This window comes from Natroniella sulfidigena (assembly GCF_023223645.1).
GTDB lineage: Bacteria > Bacillota > Halanaerobiia > Halobacteroidales > Halobacteroidaceae > Natroniella > Natroniella sulfidigena.
This window is the reverse complement of record NZ_JALKBY010000019.1, coordinates 1-19062: the sequence shown is the minus strand read 5'-3', so window position 1 is coordinate 19062 and position 19062 is coordinate 1. Positions and strand designations below refer to the sequence as shown.

20 protein-coding genes and 1 riboswitch are annotated in these 19062 nt (G+C 35.6%); of the genes, 18 read left to right on the top strand and 2 right to left on the bottom strand.

Annotated elements, in window-relative coordinates; all coding sequences use genetic code 11:
* Positions 1 to 7: 7 nt before the first annotated feature.
* From MWH28_RS11460 to MWH28_RS11435, 6 genes are all read left to right on the top strand, one after another.
* Complete coding sequence (locus MWH28_RS11460; RefSeq protein WP_248619513.1) at positions 8 to 346, top strand: P-II family nitrogen regulator; 339 nt, start codon at positions 8 to 10, stop codon at positions 344 to 346.
* A gap of 343 nt (positions 347 to 689) precedes the next feature.
* On the top strand, positions 690 to 1787 hold the full coding sequence (locus tag MWH28_RS11455) for a class II glutamine amidotransferase (protein WP_248619512.1): 1098 nt from the start codon (positions 690 to 692) through the stop codon (positions 1785 to 1787).
* On the top strand, positions 1784 to 3286 hold the full coding sequence (locus MWH28_RS11450; protein ID WP_248619511.1) for a glutamate synthase-related protein: 1503 nt from the start codon (positions 1784 to 1786) through the stop codon (positions 3284 to 3286). Before MWH28_RS11455 ends, MWH28_RS11450 begins: the two co-directional genes overlap by 4 nt.
* 92 nt (positions 3287 to 3378) lie before the next feature.
* Positions 3379 to 4116 (top strand): GltB/FmdC/FwdC-like GXGXG domain-containing protein, encoded by a 738-nt coding sequence (locus MWH28_RS11445; protein ID WP_248619510.1) that lies wholly within the window; start codon positions 3379 to 3381, stop codon positions 4114 to 4116.
* Between the two features lie 161 nt (positions 4117 to 4277).
* Positions 4278 to 5132, top strand: coding sequence for a diaminopimelate epimerase (dapF, locus tag MWH28_RS11440; protein ID WP_248619509.1), 855 nt, complete (start codon positions 4278 to 4280; stop codon positions 5130 to 5132).
* A gap of 225 nt (positions 5133 to 5357) precedes the next feature.
* Positions 5358 to 6599: an LL-diaminopimelate aminotransferase gene (locus MWH28_RS11435; protein WP_248619508.1), complete on the top strand. Its 1242-nt coding sequence runs from the start codon at positions 5358 to 5360 to the stop codon at positions 6597 to 6599.
* 53 nt (positions 6600 to 6652) lie between these two features.
* On the opposite strand, the gene MWH28_RS11430 is transcribed toward MWH28_RS11435, so the two are convergent.
* Positions 6653 to 7012, bottom strand: a complete 360-nt coding sequence (locus tag MWH28_RS11430; RefSeq protein ID WP_248619507.1) for a four-helix bundle copper-binding protein — start codon at positions 7010 to 7012, stop codon at positions 6653 to 6655.
* 274 nt (positions 7013 to 7286) lie between these two features.
* On the opposite strand from MWH28_RS11430, the gene nrdG reads away from it, so the two are divergent.
* A complete protein-coding gene (nrdG, locus tag MWH28_RS11425) occupies positions 7287 to 7784 on the top strand; it encodes an anaerobic ribonucleoside-triphosphate reductase activating protein (RefSeq protein ID WP_248619506.1) in 498 nt (165 codons plus the stop codon).
* A gap of 13 nt (positions 7785 to 7797) precedes the next feature.
* Positions 7798 to 8457, top strand: a complete 660-nt coding sequence (locus tag MWH28_RS11420; RefSeq protein ID WP_248619505.1) for a hypothetical protein — start codon at positions 7798 to 7800, stop codon at positions 8455 to 8457.
* Between the two features lie 214 nt (positions 8458 to 8671).
* Here the strand turns inward: MWH28_RS11420 and MWH28_RS11415 are convergent, their stop codons facing one another.
* Positions 8672 to 8950, bottom strand: a complete 279-nt coding sequence (locus tag MWH28_RS11415) for a hypothetical protein (RefSeq protein WP_248619504.1) — start codon at positions 8948 to 8950, stop codon at positions 8672 to 8674.
* Positions 8951 to 9133: 183 nt separating this feature from the next.
* Positions 9134 to 9277, top strand: a riboswitch (cyclic di-AMP (ydaO/yuaA leader).
* A gap of 126 nt (positions 9278 to 9403) precedes the next feature.
* Between MWH28_RS11415 and MWH28_RS11410 the strand changes: the two genes are divergently transcribed.
* From MWH28_RS11410 to MWH28_RS11365, 10 genes are read left to right on the top strand one after another with little or no spacing between them, the layout of a single operon-like run.
* A complete protein-coding gene (locus MWH28_RS11410) occupies positions 9404 to 11251 on the top strand; it encodes a sensor histidine kinase (RefSeq protein ID WP_248619503.1) in 1848 nt (615 codons plus the stop codon).
* Between the two features lie 11 nt (positions 11252 to 11262).
* Complete coding sequence (locus MWH28_RS11405; protein ID WP_248619502.1) at positions 11263 to 11625, top strand: response regulator transcription factor; 363 nt, start codon at positions 11263 to 11265, stop codon at positions 11623 to 11625.
* A gap of 18 nt (positions 11626 to 11643) precedes the next feature.
* The gene (locus MWH28_RS11400) at positions 11644 to 12336 is read left to right on the top strand and encodes a sigma-54-dependent transcriptional regulator (protein WP_248619501.1); all 693 of its coding nucleotides are present in this window, start codon (positions 11644 to 11646) and stop codon (positions 12334 to 12336) included.
* Complete coding sequence (locus MWH28_RS11395; RefSeq protein WP_248619500.1) at positions 12336 to 12740, top strand: potassium channel family protein; 405 nt, start codon at positions 12336 to 12338, stop codon at positions 12738 to 12740. Before MWH28_RS11400 ends, MWH28_RS11395 begins: the two co-directional genes overlap by 1 nt.
* 2 nt (positions 12741 to 12742) lie before the next feature.
* Positions 12743 to 13405: a potassium channel family protein gene (locus MWH28_RS11390; RefSeq protein WP_248619499.1), complete on the top strand. Its 663-nt coding sequence runs from the start codon at positions 12743 to 12745 to the stop codon at positions 13403 to 13405.
* Between the two features lie 28 nt (positions 13406 to 13433).
* Positions 13434 to 14912 carry a TrkH family potassium uptake protein gene (locus MWH28_RS11385; RefSeq protein ID WP_248619498.1) on the top strand — a complete coding sequence of 493 codons (1479 nt, stop codon included), beginning with the start codon at positions 13434 to 13436 and terminating at the stop codon, positions 14910 to 14912.
* Between the two features lie 21 nt (positions 14913 to 14933).
* Complete coding sequence (locus MWH28_RS11380) at positions 14934 to 16268, top strand: TrkH family potassium uptake protein (RefSeq protein ID WP_248619497.1); 1335 nt, start codon at positions 14934 to 14936, stop codon at positions 16266 to 16268.
* A gap of 17 nt (positions 16269 to 16285) precedes the next feature.
* Positions 16286 to 16942: a potassium channel family protein gene (locus MWH28_RS11375; RefSeq protein WP_248619496.1), complete on the top strand. Its 657-nt coding sequence runs from the start codon at positions 16286 to 16288 to the stop codon at positions 16940 to 16942.
* 55 nt (positions 16943 to 16997) lie between these two features.
* Positions 16998 to 17648: a potassium channel family protein gene (locus MWH28_RS11370; RefSeq protein WP_248619495.1), complete on the top strand. Its 651-nt coding sequence runs from the start codon at positions 16998 to 17000 to the stop codon at positions 17646 to 17648.
* A gap of 14 nt (positions 17649 to 17662) precedes the next feature.
* On the top strand, positions 17663 to 18973 hold the full coding sequence (locus MWH28_RS11365) for a chloride channel protein (protein WP_248619494.1): 1311 nt from the start codon (positions 17663 to 17665) through the stop codon (positions 18971 to 18973).
* Positions 18974 to 19062 lie beyond the last annotated feature (89 nt).

The window sequence follows — 19062 nt, the reverse complement described above, 5'->3', positions numbered from 1 at the left end:
CTGACTGATGAAAAAAGTAGAGTGTATTGTTAGACCAGAGAAGTTGGAGGAGTTAATCCAGGGTTTTGAGGAATTGGGGATTAATGGATTAAATATTACTCAAATTACAGGTTATGGTGAACAAAAAGGAGCTACTAAGATCTATCGTGGGGTTAAGTATGAAGTTAAATTAAAGGAAAAATTAAAGATAGAGATTGTTATTTCTGATGATAAAGTTGAAGAATTGATTGATACGATTGTCAAGACGGCAAGGACAGGTGAGGTTGGGGATGGTAAGATCTTTATCTATGATATTGAAGAGGCGATTAAGATTAGGACTGGAGAAACAGGGCAAGATGCTGTTTAGTGGTATGAGCATCTGACTTCAAAGTTAAGCTTAATTACAAAATAGCTTAAGTCTAAGGTTGAGTAAATGGTTTTTATTACGAAGGGTTTTTATAAACCCGAAGGTAAGTCTAAGTCAACCGTTAAAAGCATAAGGGCTTAGGTTTTACTTAAACTTAGACTTAGCCTTAAACTTAATATTAATAATGCTGGAACAGGTTTAGCTACCTGTTCTAATTTTTTTGATTTTTATTGCATATCATGAAAATTTACTTGCATATCATGAAAATATATCATATAATATTTATACAATATGAAAACTGACTTTTATATAATGAAAATATAATTCTAAGGGGGGAAGGCAGATGAAAGGTAGTAGAGCAGAAGAGAAGATTATGTCTGGTTGTGCTATCAGTGGTATCTTAAATAGAAAAGGTAACAGATTTTCTGGAGAAGAGATTATAGATTCGATTGCCCTGATGCATGATCGTTCTAATGGTTTAGGAGGTGGATTTGCAGCATATGGTATCTATCCTGAATTTAAGGAGCAATATGCAATTCATATGTTTTATGATGATTTAGATGCTAAAGAAGAAGTGGATTATTTTTTAAATCGCCACTTTAATATTGTTGTAGCAGAAAAAATACCAACTAGAGAGGTAGATAAGGTTAGTAATCCACCGATTATTTGGCGTTATTTCGCTACACCAAATGAGCAGAAATTAGCAGAGTCTGGCTTAGCAGATGATGAGTATGTTGCCCAATCGGTGATGAATATCAATGCCAATTATCGGGGAGCCTTTGTAGTTTCAAGTGGTAAGAATATGGGAGTCTTTAAGGGAGTTGGTTATCCTGAAGATATAGGGGAGTTTTATAAGTTAGAGGAGTATGAAGCATACCTCTGGACTGCACATGGAAGATTTCCCACCAACACTCCAGGTTGGTGGGGAGGAGCTCACCCGTTTACCTTATTAGATTGGTCAATTGTCCATAATGGAGAGATTTCATCATATGGGGCCAACAAGAGATATTTAGAGATGTTTGGTTATAAGTGTACGATGCAGACCGATACTGAAGCAATCACTTATCTATTTGATTTGATGTTAAGAAAGCATAAATTATCTTTAGAATCAGCTGTTAAAGCAGTGGCTGCACCTTTATGGAGTCAGATTGAAAGGATGGAGCCAAAGGAGAAGAAGATAGTTACTACAATCAGAACCATTTATGGTAATGCTTTATTGAATGGGCCATTTTCAATTATCTTGGGCCATAAAGATGGCTTTTTAGCTTTGAATGACAGAATTAAGTTACGACCTTTAGTCGTTGCTGAGGATAAGGAGAGAACATATGTAGCTAGTGAAGAGTCAGCAATTAGGGAGATCTGTCCTGAACCAGAAAAGGTTTGGACTCCTAGAGGTGGAGAGCCAGTGATTGGATTACTAGAAGGGAGGAGAGGAGTATGAGTTTAGACTATAAAGTTCCAGAATTTATAATTGAGCGGGATCGAGATAAATGTATTGATTGTCAAGTCTGTGAACGGCAGTGTGCTAATCAGGTTCATATTTATGATCAAGATTTAGAGAAGATGGTAGCTCAAGATATCGATTGTGTCAACTGTCAGCGATGTGTGAAATTATGTCCTACGAATGCTTTAACAATTAGAGAGAATCCATCTGAATATAAGAAGAATAAGAACTGGACTGGAAATATGATTGAGAATATTCAAAAGCAGGCTGCTAGTGGTGGAATCTTATTGACGGGGATGGGAAATCCGACTGCTAAAAAGATCTATTGGGATCATATCCTATTGAATGCTAGTCAGGTAACTAATCCATCAATCGATCCATTAAGAGAGCCGATGGAGTTGAAGACCTTTTTAGGTCGTAAGCCTGATCAGATTGAGTTTGATGAGAGTGGAGAGCTAAAGGATTTACCACCGCAATTAGAGTTGGATATTCCGATTATGTTTGGTGCGATGTCTTTTGGTTCGATCAGTATCAATGCTTGTAAGTCATTAGCTCAAGCAGCTAGTGATTTAGGATTGATGTATAATACCGGTGAGGGTGGATTCCATGAAGATTTATACCAGCATGGTGAGAGGACTATTGTTCAGGTTGCTTCTGGTAGATTTGGGGTTCATAATGAATATTTAAATGCTGGAGCAGCTGTTGAGATCAAGGTTGGACAGGGGGCCAAGCCAGGAATTGGAGGTCATCTACCAGGTGAGAAGGTAGGAGCAGAGGTCTCTAAAACGAGAATGATTCCTAAAGGATCAGATGCTTTATCTCCAGCACCTCATCATGATATTTACTCGATTGAGGATTTAAGACAGTTAATCTATGCTTTAAAGGAAGCTACCGATTACAAAAAGCCAGTCTCTGTTAAGATAGCTGCTGTTCATAATGTAGCTGCTATTGCAACAGGAATCGCTAGTGCTGGTGCTGATATTATTGCAATTGATGGTTATCGGGGAGGGACTGGAGCAGCACCGACTATGATTCGTGATAATGTAGGAATTCCAGTTGAATTGGCTTTAGCTGCTGTTGATGATCGGTTACGTCAAGAAGAATTAAGAAAGAATGTTTCTTTGGTTGTCAGTGGGAGTATTAGAAATAGTGCTGATATTGTCAAAGCAATTGCTCTAGGGGCAGATGCAGTCTATGTTGCTTCTGCAGCTTTAATTTCTCTAGGATGCCATATGTGCCAAAAATGTTATACAGGTAAGTGTAATTGGGGAATTGCTACCCAACGACCTGAATTAGTGAAGAGATTAAATCCTGAAGTCGGTGCCCAGCGAGTTAAGAACTTGATTACAGGTTGGTCCCATGAGATTAAAGAGATTTTAGGTGGAATGGGGATTAATGCGTTAGAGAGTCTACGAGGTAATCGTTTAATGTTACGGGGGATTGACTTAACTGATAAAGAATTAGAAATTTTAGGAATTAAACATGCGGGAAAGTAATTGATAATTGATAGTTGACAATTTATAGTTAAAGATCAAAATAAAATTTAATCGCTTTTAAATTTTTAATCATAAAGAAAGGGTGAATGGTTATGGCTGTAATTGATGCCCAGGGGGTTTATTATAGAGAGTTGAATCAAAGGATTAAGGAGCTGTTGGCCCGAGGTGAACGGGAGATAACCTTGAATAATATCAATGGCCAACGATATATTGGTGATGGATTAACGGAGCAGGCTAAACTGATTATTAATGGTACACCAGGCAATGATCTAGCTGCTTTCGGTAATGGAGCAGAATTAGTTATTAATGGGAATGGTCAAGATGGGATTGCTAATACTATGAATGGTGGTCAGATCATAATTCATGGTAGTGTAGGTGATACATTAGGTTATAGTATGCGTGGAGGAGAGGTTTATGTCAAAGGAGATGTAGGTTATCGGGTTGGGATCCATATGAAAGGTTATCAAGACAAACAACCTTTGATTATTATTGGGGGTACAGCAGGTGACTTCTTTGGTGAGTATATGGCTGGAGGAAGAATGATTTTATTAGGATTAGACAGAGCTGAAGCTCAGGATATTGTCGGTAATTATGTAGGTGCTGGGATGCATGGAGGAGTAATTTATATTCGAGGGCAGGTAGAAGATTATCAGGTTGGTCAAGAGGTTAAAATCAGTGGTCTTGATGAAGATGATCGTAAAGAATTGAAAGGTTATTTGAGTGGTTATTGTCAGGAGTTTGATTATGATTTAGAAGAGGTATTGAATGCTGAGTTTTGTAAGCTAGCGCCTTGTTCTGCACGGCCTTATGGAAATTTGTATGCGTATTAAGTTAAGTTTAAGGTTGAGTCTAAGTCTAAGTAAGACTAAGGCCTTATGTTTCTAGTGATTGACTTAAACTCACCTTCGGGTTTATAAAAACCCTTCGTAATAAAACCATTTCCTCAGCCTTAAACTTAAGCTATTTATCAATTAAGAAGAGGAGGAGTCGGATGCAATTTACTAAAATGCACGGGCTAGGTAATGATTTTATTTTGATTAATCAATTAGAAAAAAAGATATCTAATCCAGAGCAGTTGGCTCAAAAAATGTGTGACAGGCATTTTGGAGTGGGAGCTGATGGATTGGTCTTGGTTTTACCAGCTAAAAAAGATGAAGCGGATTTTAGGATGAGAATCTTCAACCCTGATGGCAGTGAACCGGAGATGTGTGGTAATGCGATCAGATGTTTTACTAAGTATCTTTATGAGCGGGGCTTGACTGAGCAGACAAAGATTAAAGTAGAAACATTGGCGGGAGTTATAATTCCAGAATTAATTATTGAGAATAATAAGGTAGAGGCTGTCAAGGTCGATATGGGCCAACCCCGCCTAAAGAGCCAAGAGATTCCGATGGCTGGAAGTGAGCAGGAGCAAGTAGTTAAGCAACCTCTAGAGGTTGATGGCCAAGAGTATGAAATGACGGCTGTTTCGATGGGCAATCCCCACTGTGTAATCTTTGTAGATCAAGTGGATGAATTTCCGGTTAGTGAAGTTGGCCCGTTGATTGAGGAGCATCCTTTATTTCCTGCTAAGACCAATGTAGAATTCATAGAAGTAGTTAACTCTGGGGAATTAAAGATGAGAGTCTGGGAAAGAGGAGCAGGGGTTACTCTAGCTTGTGGAACCGGTGCTTGTGCTTCAACAGTAGCAGCTATCTTAAATGGGTTGACCGATAGAGAAGTAGTAGTCCATTTACTCGGTGGTGACTTATTGATTGAGTGGGCTGAGGATAATAATCGCGTTTATATGGTTGGCCCGGCTGAAGAGGTCTTTGTAGGAGAGTGGAAAGAGCAGTTGATAGTTTAAAATTGACAGTTGATAGTTAAAAAAATAAAGTCAAATACTAGATCTTTATTACAATTCAGTTTAAGTTTGAGTCTAAGTCTAAGTAAGAGCTAAGCCCTTATGTTTCTAGTGGTTGACTTAAACTTAACCTCAGCCTTAAACTTAAGCTTTATATCAATATAGGTTTAATTAGAAGAACAAGTATCAAATTTGACGTATATGAAAAAATAAAAAGAGGTGATTATTATGTCACAAGAAAGCTATATTCAACAATTATTTGCCGATAGAATCGGTGGTAAGCAGTTTGGTAAAGAAGATGTAATCTATAAATTTGAAAAGATAAAACGGGCCAAACAGGCAGCTAAAGAAGAACATCCTGATGTTGAGTTGATAGATATGGGTGTTGGTGAGCCGGATTGGATGGCAGATGAGGGAGTAGTAAAGACACTTTGTGAAGAAGCTAAGAAATGGGAGAATAGAGGTTATGCTGATAATGGAATCTTTGAATTTAAAGAAGCAGCAGCTGAGTATCTGAAAGAGTTCTATGGTGTTGAAGGTTTAGATCCTGAGACTGAAATAAATCACTCTATCGGTTCTAAGCCTGCTTTAGCTATGCTTCCAGCAGCCTTTATCAATCCTGGTGATATTACGATTATGACTACACCTGGTTATCCAGTAATGGGAACCCATACAGAATGGATGGGTGGTGAGGTAGTCAATTTACCATTATTGAAGGAGAATGAATTTTTACCTGACTTATCTACTTTGACTGAGGAGCAGATAGAACGGGCCAAACTCCTATATTTAAATTATCCTAATAATCCTACTGGAGCGGTAGCTAATAGAGAGTTCTTTACAGAGATAGTCAGTTTTGCTAAAGAGAATGATATTATAGTAATTCATGATGCAGCTTATGCTGGTTTAACCTTTGATGACTATCAACCTCTATCATTCTTATCAATTCCAGGGGCCAAAGAGGTCGGTATTGAGATTCAATCTCTATCCAAAGCCTTCAATATGACAGGATGGAGGATGGCCTTTGTAGCAGGCAATCCTTTAGTAGTTAATGCTTTCGCTACAGTCAAGGATAATAATGACTCAGGTCAATTCAAAGCAATTCAGCAGGCTGGTGTCTATGCTCTTAACCATCCAGAGATTACAGAAAAGACATCTAGCAAATACTCTAGAAGGCATGAAATGTTAGTGGAGGTTCTAAAAGAGGTCGGTTTTGATGTTACCAAACCTAAGGGTTCTTTTTATCTCTATGTTCAGGTTCCCAAAGGGGTCAAAGGTGGAGTTGAGTTTACAACGGCAGAAGAGTTTTCCCAATACTTAATTAAAGAACATCTGATTTCGACAGTTCCCTGGGATGATGCTGGGGCTTTTGTTAGATTTTCTGTGACTTTTGTAGCTGATGATGAAGAGGAAGAAAAAGAGGTGATTGAAGAGATTAAAGCTAGACTATCTAGCGAAGAATTTATCTTTTAATCATTGAAACGAGCAGACTGGATGATAATTTCAGCCTGCTCGTTTTGGTAAACTTAAAATTGATGAGCTTCTGCCATATTACGACATTCAGCAGCACAGTCACGACAGATTTGAGCACAGGTTTGACAATGAGTATCCTCGAACTTTTCACATTCAGCTGCACAAGCATCACAGATCTCAGCACATAATTCACAGATTTGACTAGCAAATCTACTATTACCTGCCATATATTTAGCAGAGATAGAACAGATCTCAATACAATCCTTTAATAACTCTATACATTCTACTCTCTTATCCACATCAGGTGCATGCAAGCAAGCATCCAAGCAGAATTCACACTCTGTGATACATTGGTTACAGATATCGATACATTTTTGATACTTATCCATATGAGTTTTCATCATAGTTGGCATTAATGAAATTCCCCCTTTTAATTTTAGTAGCCTATTATTATTATTTGATAAGCTATTATGATTTATTATTGTAATTAAAAGGAGGTTTTAAGGTTATGTCCACCTTTAGTTTTATTTACTTATTTCACTAAAAGTTCAATAAAAACATCATTATTAGGCAGGGAAATTGAACTTTATCTTTAATTAATAATCGAATACTGGCTTATTTTTAATTAGCCCCAGAGGAATTATCCTCTGGTTTTTCGTTGACACTATTAATTGAGGAGTGAGATTGATGAAACTTAGATTAGCAGGAATTACACCTGAGAGTGTAGTAGATGGCCCAGGAGTGAGATTTACTATCTTTGCCCAAGGATGTGAGCATCAGTGTTCAGGATGCCATAATCCAGCCACACATTCTTTTACAGGAGGTAAGTTATTTAAGATAGAGGAGATAATTGAGCAGATTAAGGAAAAAACATTGATTACTGGAGTTACCTTTACGGGAGGAGATCCTTTCTTTCAGGCAGCAGAGTTTGCTCAGTTAGGACAGGAGATTAAAGAGCTAGAGCAAGAGCTTGATATTATTACTTATACAGGTTTTTTATATGAAGATTTGATTCAAGATCAAGAGTGGTTAAGCTTATTAAAAGTGACTGATATCTTGGTCGATGGTCTCTTTGACGAAGAGAAAGAGGATTTAAATTTAAACTATCGTGGCTCTTCTAATCAAAGAGTAATTGATGTTAAGGAGTCATTAGCAACAGATAAAATTATAGAATTAAAATTGTAAAGGAGTGAATGATTTGAAAGAACTGAAAAAATTAACAGAAGATTATTTTATTAACTATAATGTTCCAGATCTGATCAATCAGGAATCGATGCTTACTTTTATCCTTGAATCACCCCATACTCAAGAGATGAAGCATGGCTATCCAGTTGCAGGTAGTTCGGGAGTGGAGATGACTAAGAATATTTACGGTGAGCAATCTAAAGAGCCATTCGGAAAACTGGTTAGCCAGAAGGAAGATTACCAAAAGCAGTATCAAAATTTAAGTAAGTTCAGTATTTTGAATGTAGCACCTGCTCCGATGCAAGAGGGAGGATTAAAGGAGTATGATTTGAGTACTGAAGAGCAAAGAGTCATTGCTATCTTAGAAAAATTACGAACTAATTATAAGAGTAGACGCCATCAAAAGGAGGAGTGGAATCAAGTCAAAGAGGTCTTGCTAGTTAATTTTAAGGAGCGGTTAGTGGAAGCCTTAAATGAGTTGTCTGACAACCAATACTTAGTACCTTGTGGTAAGTTAGCAGATGCTTATTTAAACTTAGTTAAGAATGATTCAAAATTAATTCAAGAGCAACAGATTATTGAGGGAATTCCTCATCCTTCGTTTAATCAGTGGAGCTATAATGACGCAATCGATAAGTTAACTGTAACTATAAAAGCAGTGAATAGTGGATAGAAAAAATCTAAGAGCGGATTTTTTCATCACGAAGGGTTCGAAGAAACCGAAGGAATAGTGAATATCCACTGGTAGTAAATTACATTTTTGAAGAAGTGAGTTATCAGCGGCTTAGGATAGTTTTTTTGTTATAATGTTTTTGATTTTAAGGATCTGCTCTTTAACTGTACACTGTAAACTGTACACTGTAAACTAAAGTTGCCATTAGGCAACTTTATTCCTCACACTCAACTACATATCTCATCGCAACATCTAATCTAACCAAGTTTTCTTCGGGATTATCTTCAATTCTGATCATTCCCAATAATCCTTGATCATCTTTCCAATCAAGGTATTTTTGGGTTAGGTGTTGGGCTGCTTCTTCGCTGAAAGGTTCGTCATAATTATCTAGCTTATCTAGGTATAAGTTGCGAGGGACTTGTAAAGTCTTATGTTTAACTTGGAAGCATAAGCCTTCAGCATCTGTCTCTTCTATCTGTTCGAGGTAGTCCATTTTAATCCCCTCCTTGCTAAGTAGGATGAGCAAATTTTCAACAAAGAATACAGAGTGCTAATTGGGAATTTTTGGACTATGGTGTTATAATTTTTTGACATTAAAATAATTTGATTTCTAGCTTGACAAATAGAAAAAATTATAGTTATAATAGCAGTAGCATGAAAAACTGAATAATACATATCTATGTAATCGCCTAATTCTAGTATTTGGAAACGGGGGACCCATTTTTTGGGGCGAATCTGAATTCATTGACAGTGAATTTGGTAAGGTGACCTTTTGACCTGAGCCCGGCAGCTAACCTCGTAGGCGTTCAAAAGGGTAGAAGGTCTTTTATTTATCACTTAGGGATAAGTGACTTAACTTATAAATAAGACTATGGCTACCTGCTGTAGTCTTTTTTTGTTATATTAAATCTATTTATTAGTTAAAATAAATTTATGGGGTGTAGAAATGAAGGTTAAGGATTTGAGTTTAAAGACTAAAATTTTATTAGGATATATTTTAGTAATCTTAATTACTATTGGAGCTATAGGGTGGTCGATTAATAATTTTTTAAAATTAAATGAAGCAATAAATGATATTATGGTAGAAAATTATCGCAGTGTTGTTGCTTCTGAAGGAATGATGGAAGCATTAGAAAGGCAAGATAGTGCAGAGTTACTCTTTGTTTTTGGGCAGCAAGATAAAGCGTTGGATATATTTCAAGAAAATCAAATGGAATTTATTAGACACTTATCAAGAGCTGAAGACAACATTACTATTAAAGGAGAACAAGAGATTATAGAGAGGATTAAAGAAGAATACCAAGATTACTTAGAAAAATTTTTGATCTTACGACAAACCTTTAATCAAGATGATTTTGAAGTAGCTCAAGATTATTATTTAGAAGAGATTATGCCTCAATTTGAAGATATAAAAGAGCAAACAAGAGATCTATTAATTATCAATCAGGATCAAATGAAGTTGGCCCAACAGAAAGCCAATGATGATGCAGAACAGGCTATTTATTCGACAATGTTTTTTTCAATAATAGCAGTTATAGTCGCCTTAATTAGTGGAAATTATATCTCAAATTTGATTATTAAGCCGACTAAGAAGTTAACTGAAAAAGTAAAAGAGGTAGCTGATGGTAATTTAGATCAATTGATTGAAGTTAGTACTAAAGATGAAATAGGTCAGTTGGCCCATGAATTTAACAGTATGACTCAACAGCTTAAAGAATATGAAGAGATGAATATCAATAAATTAGTTGGTGAGAAGAAGAAATCGGAGGCAATTGTAAAGAGTATCTCCAACCCGCTATTAGTTACTGATAATCAAAATAAATTATTATTGATGAATTCTAAAGCAGAAAAATTGTTTGCTTTAGATGAACAAAAGGTAAAAGGTAAGCATTTTTTAGAAGTAATTAAAGAAGAAAGAATCTTTGAGTTAATTACTAGAACCTTAACAACAGGTGAAGAACAAAAGATAAGGGATGTTGAAGCATTAAGGTTTGTTCAAGATGAGGAAGAATGTTATTTCAGAATGACAACTACTCCAGTAAAAAATGAAAATAATGAAGTTAATTTAATAATAGTTTTACTAGAGGATATTACTCATCTGAAAGAGGTAGATCAAATGAAGTCTGAATTTGTATCGATGGTTTCTCATGAATTTAGGACTCCTTTAACATCAATGGGTATGGCAGTGAGCATGTTATTAGAAGAAACTATTGGTCAATTAAATGAAGAACAGAATGAATTGTTGACAGTTGTTAAAGAGGACTGCGAGCGATTGAATCATTTGGTTGATGAGTTATTAGATCTTTCTAAGATAGAGTCTGGAGAGATAAACCTTGATTTTAATTCAATTAAAGTTGCTAAGATTTTTGAGGTCTCCCTTCGACCATTTACTGAACAGGCTAAAGAGAGTGGAATAGATTTAGTAGCAGAAGAGGCAGGAAATTTAGAGGTTTATGGAGACTTAAGTAAGATTAGTTGGGTGATTACAAATCTAATTGGAAATGCTTTGCGTTATACTGAGCACGGAGGAGAGATAAGATTAAGTGCTGAGAAGAAAGGTCATAAGGTTCATATTACGGTTAGTGATACTGGAAAGGGAATTCCTAAGGAATATCAAAATAAAGTATTTGATAAATTTGTACGGGTCAGTGATGATCAAGATGAAGATACAGGTACAGGTTTAGGGTTAGCGATTGCTAAGGAGATTATTGAAGCTCATGGTGGACGGATCTGGGTTGATAGTGAAGTAGGAGCGGGAAGTAAATTCACCTTTACTCTTAAGTTACCTAAGTAAGGATGGGGTTAATGATGGTTAAGATATTATTAGTTGAAGATAGTAAAAATATAATAACTGTTTTAAAGTTGTGTTTAAAGAATGCTGGATATCAGGTTAAGGTGGTCTGTAATGGAGTTGATGCAGTGGAGGCTGCTTTTGACTGGAAACCAGATTTGATCTTACTTGATATCAAGATTCCTAAGATGAACGGTTTTTTAGTTTGTGAAACACTTAGAGATGATGAAATGATGAATGATACTCCCATTTTAATGTTGAGTGCTAAAGCTGAAGAAGAAGATATCCAGAAAGCATCTGAACTAGGAGCAGATGATTATTTAATTAAGCCTATTGAACCTAAAGATTTATTAAATAAAATTAAAGAATACTTATAACTAAAGGAGAGGATTAAGATGGCTAAAGTATTAGTGATTGATGATGAAAAGAATATTAGGATTACTTTGACAAAATGTTTAGAAAAAGATTATGAAGTAGTAACGGCTGTCAATGGAGAAGATGGGCTGGAAAAAATTGAAGAAGGTGATTTTGAGATAATATTACTTGATATGAAATTACCGGGGATAGATGGAATGGAAGTTCTAAAGAAGATTGAAGAGTTAGATAGTGAAGCTAGTGTAATTATGATTACAGGCTTTGGTACTGTTAAAACAGCAGTAGAAGCTATGAAGTTGGGAGCCCTAGATTACTTAAGGAAACCGTTTAGTTCAGATGAGATTAGAGGGGTTGTGCAAGAGGTATTAGAACGTAGAACTTCAAAGCTGCAAGAAGAAGAGTTAAATAGCTATGAAGATTATCTGAATTATGCTAAGTCGTGTATAAATCAAAGAGATTTTAAAAAGGGTGAGAAATATTTACAAAAGGCAGTAGCGTTGGATACTTCTAAACCTGAAGCATTTAATCTGTTAGGAGTAATTTTAGAGTTAAGGGATAAGATTTTAGAAGCTCAAAAGAAATATCGAGCTGCTTTATCATTAGATCCAACTTATCAGCCAGCTAAGGATAATTTAAATAGAACAACTAAATTCAATTATGAAAGAAAAGGAATCAATTTAGGGGATGAGAATCAAGAGGGAGATGGAAAGTAATGTATATTCTAATTATTGGTTGTGGCAAAACAGGGTCTTATTTAGCTAATTTATTATCGAAAGAGGAAGAGAATGTAGTTGTAATTGATAAGGATGCTACCTCATTCGAAGAATTATCAGCGGAGTTTACCGGCTTTACTGTTGAAGGTGATGCTACAGAAATAGAAGTCTTAAAGGATGCTAAGTTGGCTAAAGCAGACAGTGTTGTTGTAACGACTGATGATGATAATGTTAATGCTATGATTGCTCAGATAGCTAGTGAATTATATCAAGTACCTAAGGTATTGGTTAGGGTCTTAGATCCACAAAAAGAGGTTATCTATAAAGAATTAGATGTAATTACAATGACTCCTACTAGTCTATTGGTCGATAAATTTAAAGATAAAATTGTAAGGAGCGTTTAGCAATGGAGATTATAATTGTAGGTGGAGGAAAGATAGTCTATTTTTTGGCTAAGAACTTTCTGGCTAAAGGTTATCAGGTTTCAGTTATTAATAAGGATCAAGAGTATTGTATAAATTTAGCTAAGAAATTAAACGCTGTGATAATACATGGTGATGGTTCTAAGTTGGATTATTTGGAGCAAGCTGGGGCAAGTAGGGCAGATGCTATTTTAGCTTTAACTGATAATGATCCTGATAACTTATATATTTGTCAGTTGGCCCAGAGAGAATTTGAAATTCCTAAAACTTTTTCCGTAATTAATAATCCTGACAATGAAGAGATATTTAAAAGTTTAGGTGTGGATACAATCTTTAATACAACTAAATTAATTTCATTATTAATTGAACAGCGGGTAGAAACAACTGATGTAAATAATTTATTATCTATTGAAGAAGGAAGGCTCAATTTGTCCCAAGTTATTTTAAAAGAAGATTCACCAGTATTAGGTAAGAGATTAAAGGAACTTCATCTGCCTGATGAGATTGTCTTTGGTTGTGTTATTAGAGGAGAAGAGGTCGTAATTCCTAAAGGGAGTACAAAGTTATTGAAAAATGATAAGGTATTAATTATTACTTTACCAGAAAGGCAAGCAGAAGCTTTTGATGTTTTGACTGGTGGGGAGTAATAAAGTTGACTAGTTGGAGGAATAATAGATGAGGTATAACAAAATAATTAAGAATAGATATAAGTTGATTATAAAGTATATTGGTATTTTAATCATGGCAATTGGGGGATTTTTACTATTACCTTTATTAGCTTTGCCTTTTTATCCAGATGAAATTATTTATTTGAGGGCATTTGTGGTCCCTTCAATTATATTTACTAGTGTCGGTTATCTTCTATATAAGAAAATAGATTCTAAAGATGAATCAACTCTTTCGTTAAGAGAAGGTGGAATTATTGTTTTAATCTCTTGGCTTGTGGCAATTATTGCTTCAGCTTTACCATTTGTGATTACAGGAGAGCTTAACTTTACGCAAGCGGTCTTTGAAGCGACAAGTGGTTGGACGACGACTGGATTATCAGTTGTTGATGTAGCAGAGAGTCCACATGTTTTTCTGTTGTGGCGTAGTATTATGCAATTTTTTGGTGGGGTTGGTTTAGTTGTTGTGATGTTATCTTCAATTTTACATCCGTATGGTTTTGGATTATATAATGCTGAGGGAAGAAGTGATCAGTTATTGCCTCATGTAAGGAGATCAACTAAGGCCATTATGTATATCTATTGTGGTTATACAATTAGTGGGATAATCCTATATGTATTGGCTGGTATGGGATTATTTGATGCTATCAATCATTCTATAGCAGCCTTATCAACTGGTGGTTTTTCTACTAGGGTTGATAGTTTAGGTTATTGGGATAGTTTAGCTATAGAGATGGTAACTTGGGTATTAATGATTTTAGGAACAATTAATTTTGCAACTCACTTTGCCTTGTTAAAGGGTAAGTTTAAAATATTCTTTAAAAATGGTGAGATTAGATTGTTAGCTACTTTAATTGCTTTATTTGTACCAATAGTTGCTTATTTTTCTTTGGTTGAGTTATATGATACTCTACCTAGTATCTTAAGAAGAGGGGTTTTTGAAATAATAAGTGCAATTTCTACTACTGGATTCTCTCTTGATACTTTTGCTAATTGGAATCAATTTGGGGTCTTTTCTGTGGTGATTTTAATGTTGATTGGGGGAGGAATTGGATCGACTGCTGGTGGAATTAAGCTATTTAGAATTTATTTAATGTTAAAATCTTTAATTTGGGAGTTACAAGGGTTCTTTTTGCCTGAAAATGTGGTCAGGGAGAATTATATTTGGCGAGGAGAGAGTAAGTTATATATTAAGCCAGAGTATATTAGAACGACAGCTAATTACATATTTATCTATATGATTACTTATTTTTTAGGGGTCTTAATATTTTTAGCCCACGGTTATCCTTTGTTGGAGTCAATGTTTGAATTTGCTTCTTCTCTAGGAACCGTAGGTTTATCAATTGGATTGACCAGTCCAGAGTTACCTAGTTTGATCTTATGGACTCAGACTTTTGGAATGTTTTTAGGAAGGCTTGAATTTTTAGTAATCTTCTTTGGAATTGTGAAAATAATTAAAGATACTAAGTATCTAATGCCTCAGAAGTGATAGTTAACGGAGGGATAAGTGATGAAGCAAAAATTTGATATACATAGCCTTTCTCCAGCTCAGATATTATCATTAGGTTATTTGATAATTATTGTGGTGGGGACAGGATTATTGAGTTTACCGATTGCAACTACTCAACAAGCGGGTATGAATCCATTAGATGCCTTATTTACTGCTACATCTGCTACAGCAGTAACAGGTTTGGCTGTAGAAAATACAGCAGAGTTTTTTACAACCTTTGGGCAAGTGGTGATTATGTTCTTGATTCAGATTGGTGGTTTGGGATTGATGACAATGTCTACTTTATTTGCGATGCTAGTCGGTAGAAAGATTACTTTAAAAGAGAGGCTGATTATTCAAGAGGATCTTGATCAGTTCAAGTTAGCAGGACTTGTTAAATTGGTTAAGTATGTAGTGACAGTAGCTTTAAGTATTGAAGCGATTGGTGCATTCTTATTATTTCTTAGATTTGTCCAGGATATGCCTGTAGGGCGGGCACTCTATTTTGGGATCTTTCATTCAGTATCAGCTTTTAATAATGCTGGTTTTGATATCTTTGGTAATAGTTTGGAAAATTTCACTGGAGATATTGTGGTTAATTTAGTGATTAGCAGTTTGTTTATTATTGGTGGAATTGGTTTTGCGGTTATTGCTCAGATTTATAATAATAGGAATTTCAAGAGGTTTTCATTACATACTAAGATGGTTTTGAGTATATCTTTGATCTTAATTATTGCCGGTATGATTGTAGCCTTTGCTTTGGAGTACAATAACCCTGCAACTTTGGGTCAGTTAACCTTAGGTGAAAAGACATTAGCTTCTTATTTTCTAGCTGTTACCCCAAGAACTGCTGGGTTTAATACTGTGCCGACAGGGGGATTACGCAGTTCTACTCTATTATTTATGATTATCTTGATGTTTATTGGAGCCTCACCTGGATCGACTGGTGGTGGAGTTAAGACAACTACCTTTGGTGTTTTAGGGGCGGTTTTATATGCTCGGGTAACCGGCAGAGATGATATAGATGTTTTTAAACGAAGGCTAGATAAGGATGATATCTATAATGCTATTTCGATCGTTTTGATTGCTATGTTGTTAGTATTAATAGTGACTATGATCTTAAATATCACTGAACAAGCAGAATTTTTGGATCTCTTGTTTGAAGCAGTTTCTGCTTTTGGTACTGTTGGTCTGTCGACGGGGATAACAGGTGGTTTATCGAGAATAGGAAGAGTTTTGATTATTATTACAATGTTTGCTGGTAGGGTTGGCCCGTTGACAATTATAGTAGCAATTGCTCAAAGAAAAGTTAAAGCTAATTATAAATATGCTAAAGAGAGAATTTTGGTTGGGTAAAGAAGGGGGAATAGGTTATGAAGCAGTTTGCAGTAATAGGAGTAGGTCGTTTTGGTACTAGTGTAGCTAAAACTTTAATAGATAAAGGTTATGATGTACTAGCAATAGATTATGATGAAGAAAGGGTTCAGGATATAAGCAGTTATGTAACCCATGCTGTGCAAGCAGATGCAACAGATGAAACAGCTTTGAAATCACTAGGATTGAATGAGATTGATAGTGCTATTGTCAGTATTGGTGATAATCTAAATGCCAATATTTTAGCAACATTGATCTTAAAAGAGTTAGGAGTAGAATATGTTGTTGCTAAGGCACAGGATAATTTACACGGGGTGTTATTAACTAAGATAGGTGCAGATAAGGTTGTCTATCCTGAACGGGATATGGGCCAACGTCTTGCTAACAACTTAATATCTGCCAACTTGTTAGATTATATAGAATTATCACCTTATTATCGAGTTGCTGAAATATTAGCAACAGGTGATTTGGTGGGACGTAGTTTAAAGGATTTAGATTTGCGAAGAAGGTATGGAGTTAATGTAATAGCAGCAAAGACGGAGGATGGTTTAAATGTCTCACCAGGGCCAGATTATGTGATAAGTCAGGATGACTTACTGGTAGTTATGGGAGAGAAAGATAAATTAGAAAAGGTTGTTAATGTAATGTGTAAATAAATTGTTTGAATTTAGCTGAAAGTATTAATTATATATAATTAAAGGGGGATTAATAATGCATATTATAATTGCGGGTGGAGGAAGTACTGGTAAAAAAATGTTAGATTTATTTAAGGGGCATTCACAGCAGTATAAAATAACTGTGATTGAGAGTAATAAAAAGACTTGTGAGTATATTTCTGAGGTTTATCCTTATGTTGAGATTGTCTTTGGAGATGCAACCGACCCTCAGATTTTAGAAGAAGCTAGAACTAAGAATACAGCAGCATTCATAGGTGCTACTGGAGATGATCAAGCTAATCTTTTGGCAGGAAAAGCAGCTAAGAAAATGGGAATTCCAGAGATTATTTTGACGGTAGTAAGCCATAAATATAGAGAATTGGCTAAAGTTATGGAGTTAGATAATATAATCAATCCATCTGATTCTATTTCTGCTGAAATAGTTACTCGCTTGAATGGAGCTGATTTTGCTGAATTGATCCATGATCTTCATCTTGAGATTGAGTTTAAGAAGATAGTTGTTGATCAGTGGTCAGATCTAAAAGAAGTACCAGTTACTCAATTTGAAGAAGAGGTTGCAGGTAATGCTTATCCAATTCTTATCCTGCGCCATCAAAGCTATCATTTACCATCAGAGATTGATATATTTGAGATAGGAGATGAAGTAATCTATTGGCATAAGCCAGAGAAAAAAAGTCTTTTTTAAGAAGGGGGAGGTAAATGTTCACTTTAAAAACCAGGAAATTTTTTGAAGATACCTCTTTATCGATCAAGTATATTTTGAAATGGTCAGTATTGGCTGTTATGATCGGGGTAATTGTGGGGATGGCAAGTGTTATCTTTAAAAGTAGTTTGAATTTAGGAACGAGACTATTGGCTTCATTGACTGAAACTCACTTAGTATATATATTGCCGATTATAGGTCTGTTTATGAGTGGGTTAATTACTTCAACCTTTGCTTCCGAAGCTGCTGGCCCTGGAGCAGATGCAATCATTAAGGCTTATAATGAGAACTGGGGAAAGGCTGATATTATTGTTGTTCCAATTAGGCTGATTTCTAGTGTCTTTACAATTGTATTTGGAGGTTCAGCTGGAATGGAGGACCCAGCAGTTCATATGGGAGGAGGAATTGCTTCCTTTGTTGGTGACAAGTTGAATTTAAAGTTGACAGACATTCAAAAGATTACTATTTGTGGAATGAGTGCTGCTTTTGGCTCGATCTTTACTGTGCCTTTAGCTGGTGGAGTCTTTGGCCCTGAGATTATTTATCGAGATGATCTAGATTACGATAACTTATTTATCAGCTTTATCTCTAGTATTACTGCTTATTTTGTCTATGCTATTATGTTAGGACAGACTAGAATCTTTAACTTTCCAGTCCCTTTAGAATATACTTTTGTACCGACTAGAGATATTTTACTATTTATAGTAGTTGGTGTTATCGTTGGGTTGACCAGCCTCTTATTTATTAAGATATTACATGGCTATGAACACTTTAGTGAAGGGTTGAGTTTGCCTCCTTATTTTAAGACGGCATTAGGAGGAGTCCTTGTAGGAGTAACAGCCTTAATTATATCTCCTTATATTCTTGGTTCAGGATTGTCATTACTTGAGCTTATAACTATAGAGGGTAAATTTACAACACAAATGCTCTTTTTAATGATTATAGGTAAGATAGTAGCTACTTCTTTTACACTTGGCTCAGGAGCAAGTGGAGGGGTTGTGGTGCCAAGTTTAGTAGTTGGTGGATTGACAGGAGCATTTTTGGCCCAGGTTTTTAACTTTCCTTATCCGATTGCCTTAATTTCAGCAGGAAGTGTAGGAGTGTTAGGTAGTGCGGCTCATATTCCAATTTCGATGACTTTAATGGCTGCTGAAGTTTTTGGTATGGAATTGATTAAGCCAGCTACGATAGTCTGTTTTATTGGAACATGGATTGCTAGAAATGATACTATCTATCAGGAATCTTATGTTAGTAGAATTGAATCTTTGAAGGCTCCACATTGCTATGATAATTTTGAGGATAAGTAATTTAGAGTTTAATTTATAAGGTTAGGCTCAGAAAACCCCTTATGCTTGTCTTAGGGGCTGAATGAGCCTTTAATTTTAAGGTTCGATAC

Coding starts and splice junctions, on each gene's coding strand:
- MWH28_RS11460 (WP_248619513.1), top strand. CDS start 8: ATGAAAAAAGTAGAGTGTATTGTTAGACCAGAGAAGTTGGAGGAGTTA.
- MWH28_RS11455 (WP_248619512.1), top strand. CDS start 690: ATGAAAGGTAGTAGAGCAGAAGAGAAGATTATGTCTGGTTGTGCTATC.
- MWH28_RS11450 (WP_248619511.1), top strand. CDS start 1,784: ATGAGTTTAGACTATAAAGTTCCAGAATTTATAATTGAGCGGGATCGA.
- MWH28_RS11445 (WP_248619510.1), top strand. CDS start 3,379: ATGGCTGTAATTGATGCCCAGGGGGTTTATTATAGAGAGTTGAATCAA.
- dapF (WP_248619509.1), top strand. CDS start 4,278: ATGCAATTTACTAAAATGCACGGGCTAGGTAATGATTTTATTTTGATT.
- MWH28_RS11435 (WP_248619508.1), top strand. CDS start 5,358: ATGTCACAAGAAAGCTATATTCAACAATTATTTGCCGATAGAATCGGT.
- MWH28_RS11430 (WP_248619507.1), bottom strand. CDS start 7,012: ATGCCAACTATGATGAAAACTCATATGGATAAGTATCAAAAATGTATC.
- nrdG (WP_248619506.1), top strand. CDS start 7,287: ATGAAACTTAGATTAGCAGGAATTACACCTGAGAGTGTAGTAGATGGC.
- MWH28_RS11415 (WP_248619504.1), bottom strand. CDS start 8,950: ATGGACTACCTCGAACAGATAGAAGAGACAGATGCTGAAGGCTTATGC.
- MWH28_RS11410 (WP_248619503.1), top strand. CDS start 9,404: ATGAAGGTTAAGGATTTGAGTTTAAAGACTAAAATTTTATTAGGATAT.
- MWH28_RS11405 (WP_248619502.1), top strand. CDS start 11,263: ATGATGGTTAAGATATTATTAGTTGAAGATAGTAAAAATATAATAACT.
- MWH28_RS11400 (WP_248619501.1), top strand. CDS start 11,644: ATGGCTAAAGTATTAGTGATTGATGATGAAAAGAATATTAGGATTACT.
- MWH28_RS11395 (WP_248619500.1), top strand. CDS start 12,336: ATGTATATTCTAATTATTGGTTGTGGCAAAACAGGGTCTTATTTAGCT.
- MWH28_RS11390 (WP_248619499.1), top strand. CDS start 12,743: ATGGAGATTATAATTGTAGGTGGAGGAAAGATAGTCTATTTTTTGGCT.
- MWH28_RS11385 (WP_248619498.1), top strand. CDS start 13,434: ATGAGGTATAACAAAATAATTAAGAATAGATATAAGTTGATTATAAAG.
- MWH28_RS11380 (WP_248619497.1), top strand. CDS start 14,934: ATGAAGCAAAAATTTGATATACATAGCCTTTCTCCAGCTCAGATATTA.
- MWH28_RS11375 (WP_248619496.1), top strand. CDS start 16,286: ATGAAGCAGTTTGCAGTAATAGGAGTAGGTCGTTTTGGTACTAGTGTA.
- MWH28_RS11370 (WP_248619495.1), top strand. CDS start 16,998: ATGCATATTATAATTGCGGGTGGAGGAAGTACTGGTAAAAAAATGTTA.
- MWH28_RS11365 (WP_248619494.1), top strand. CDS start 17,663: ATGTTCACTTTAAAAACCAGGAAATTTTTTGAAGATACCTCTTTATCG.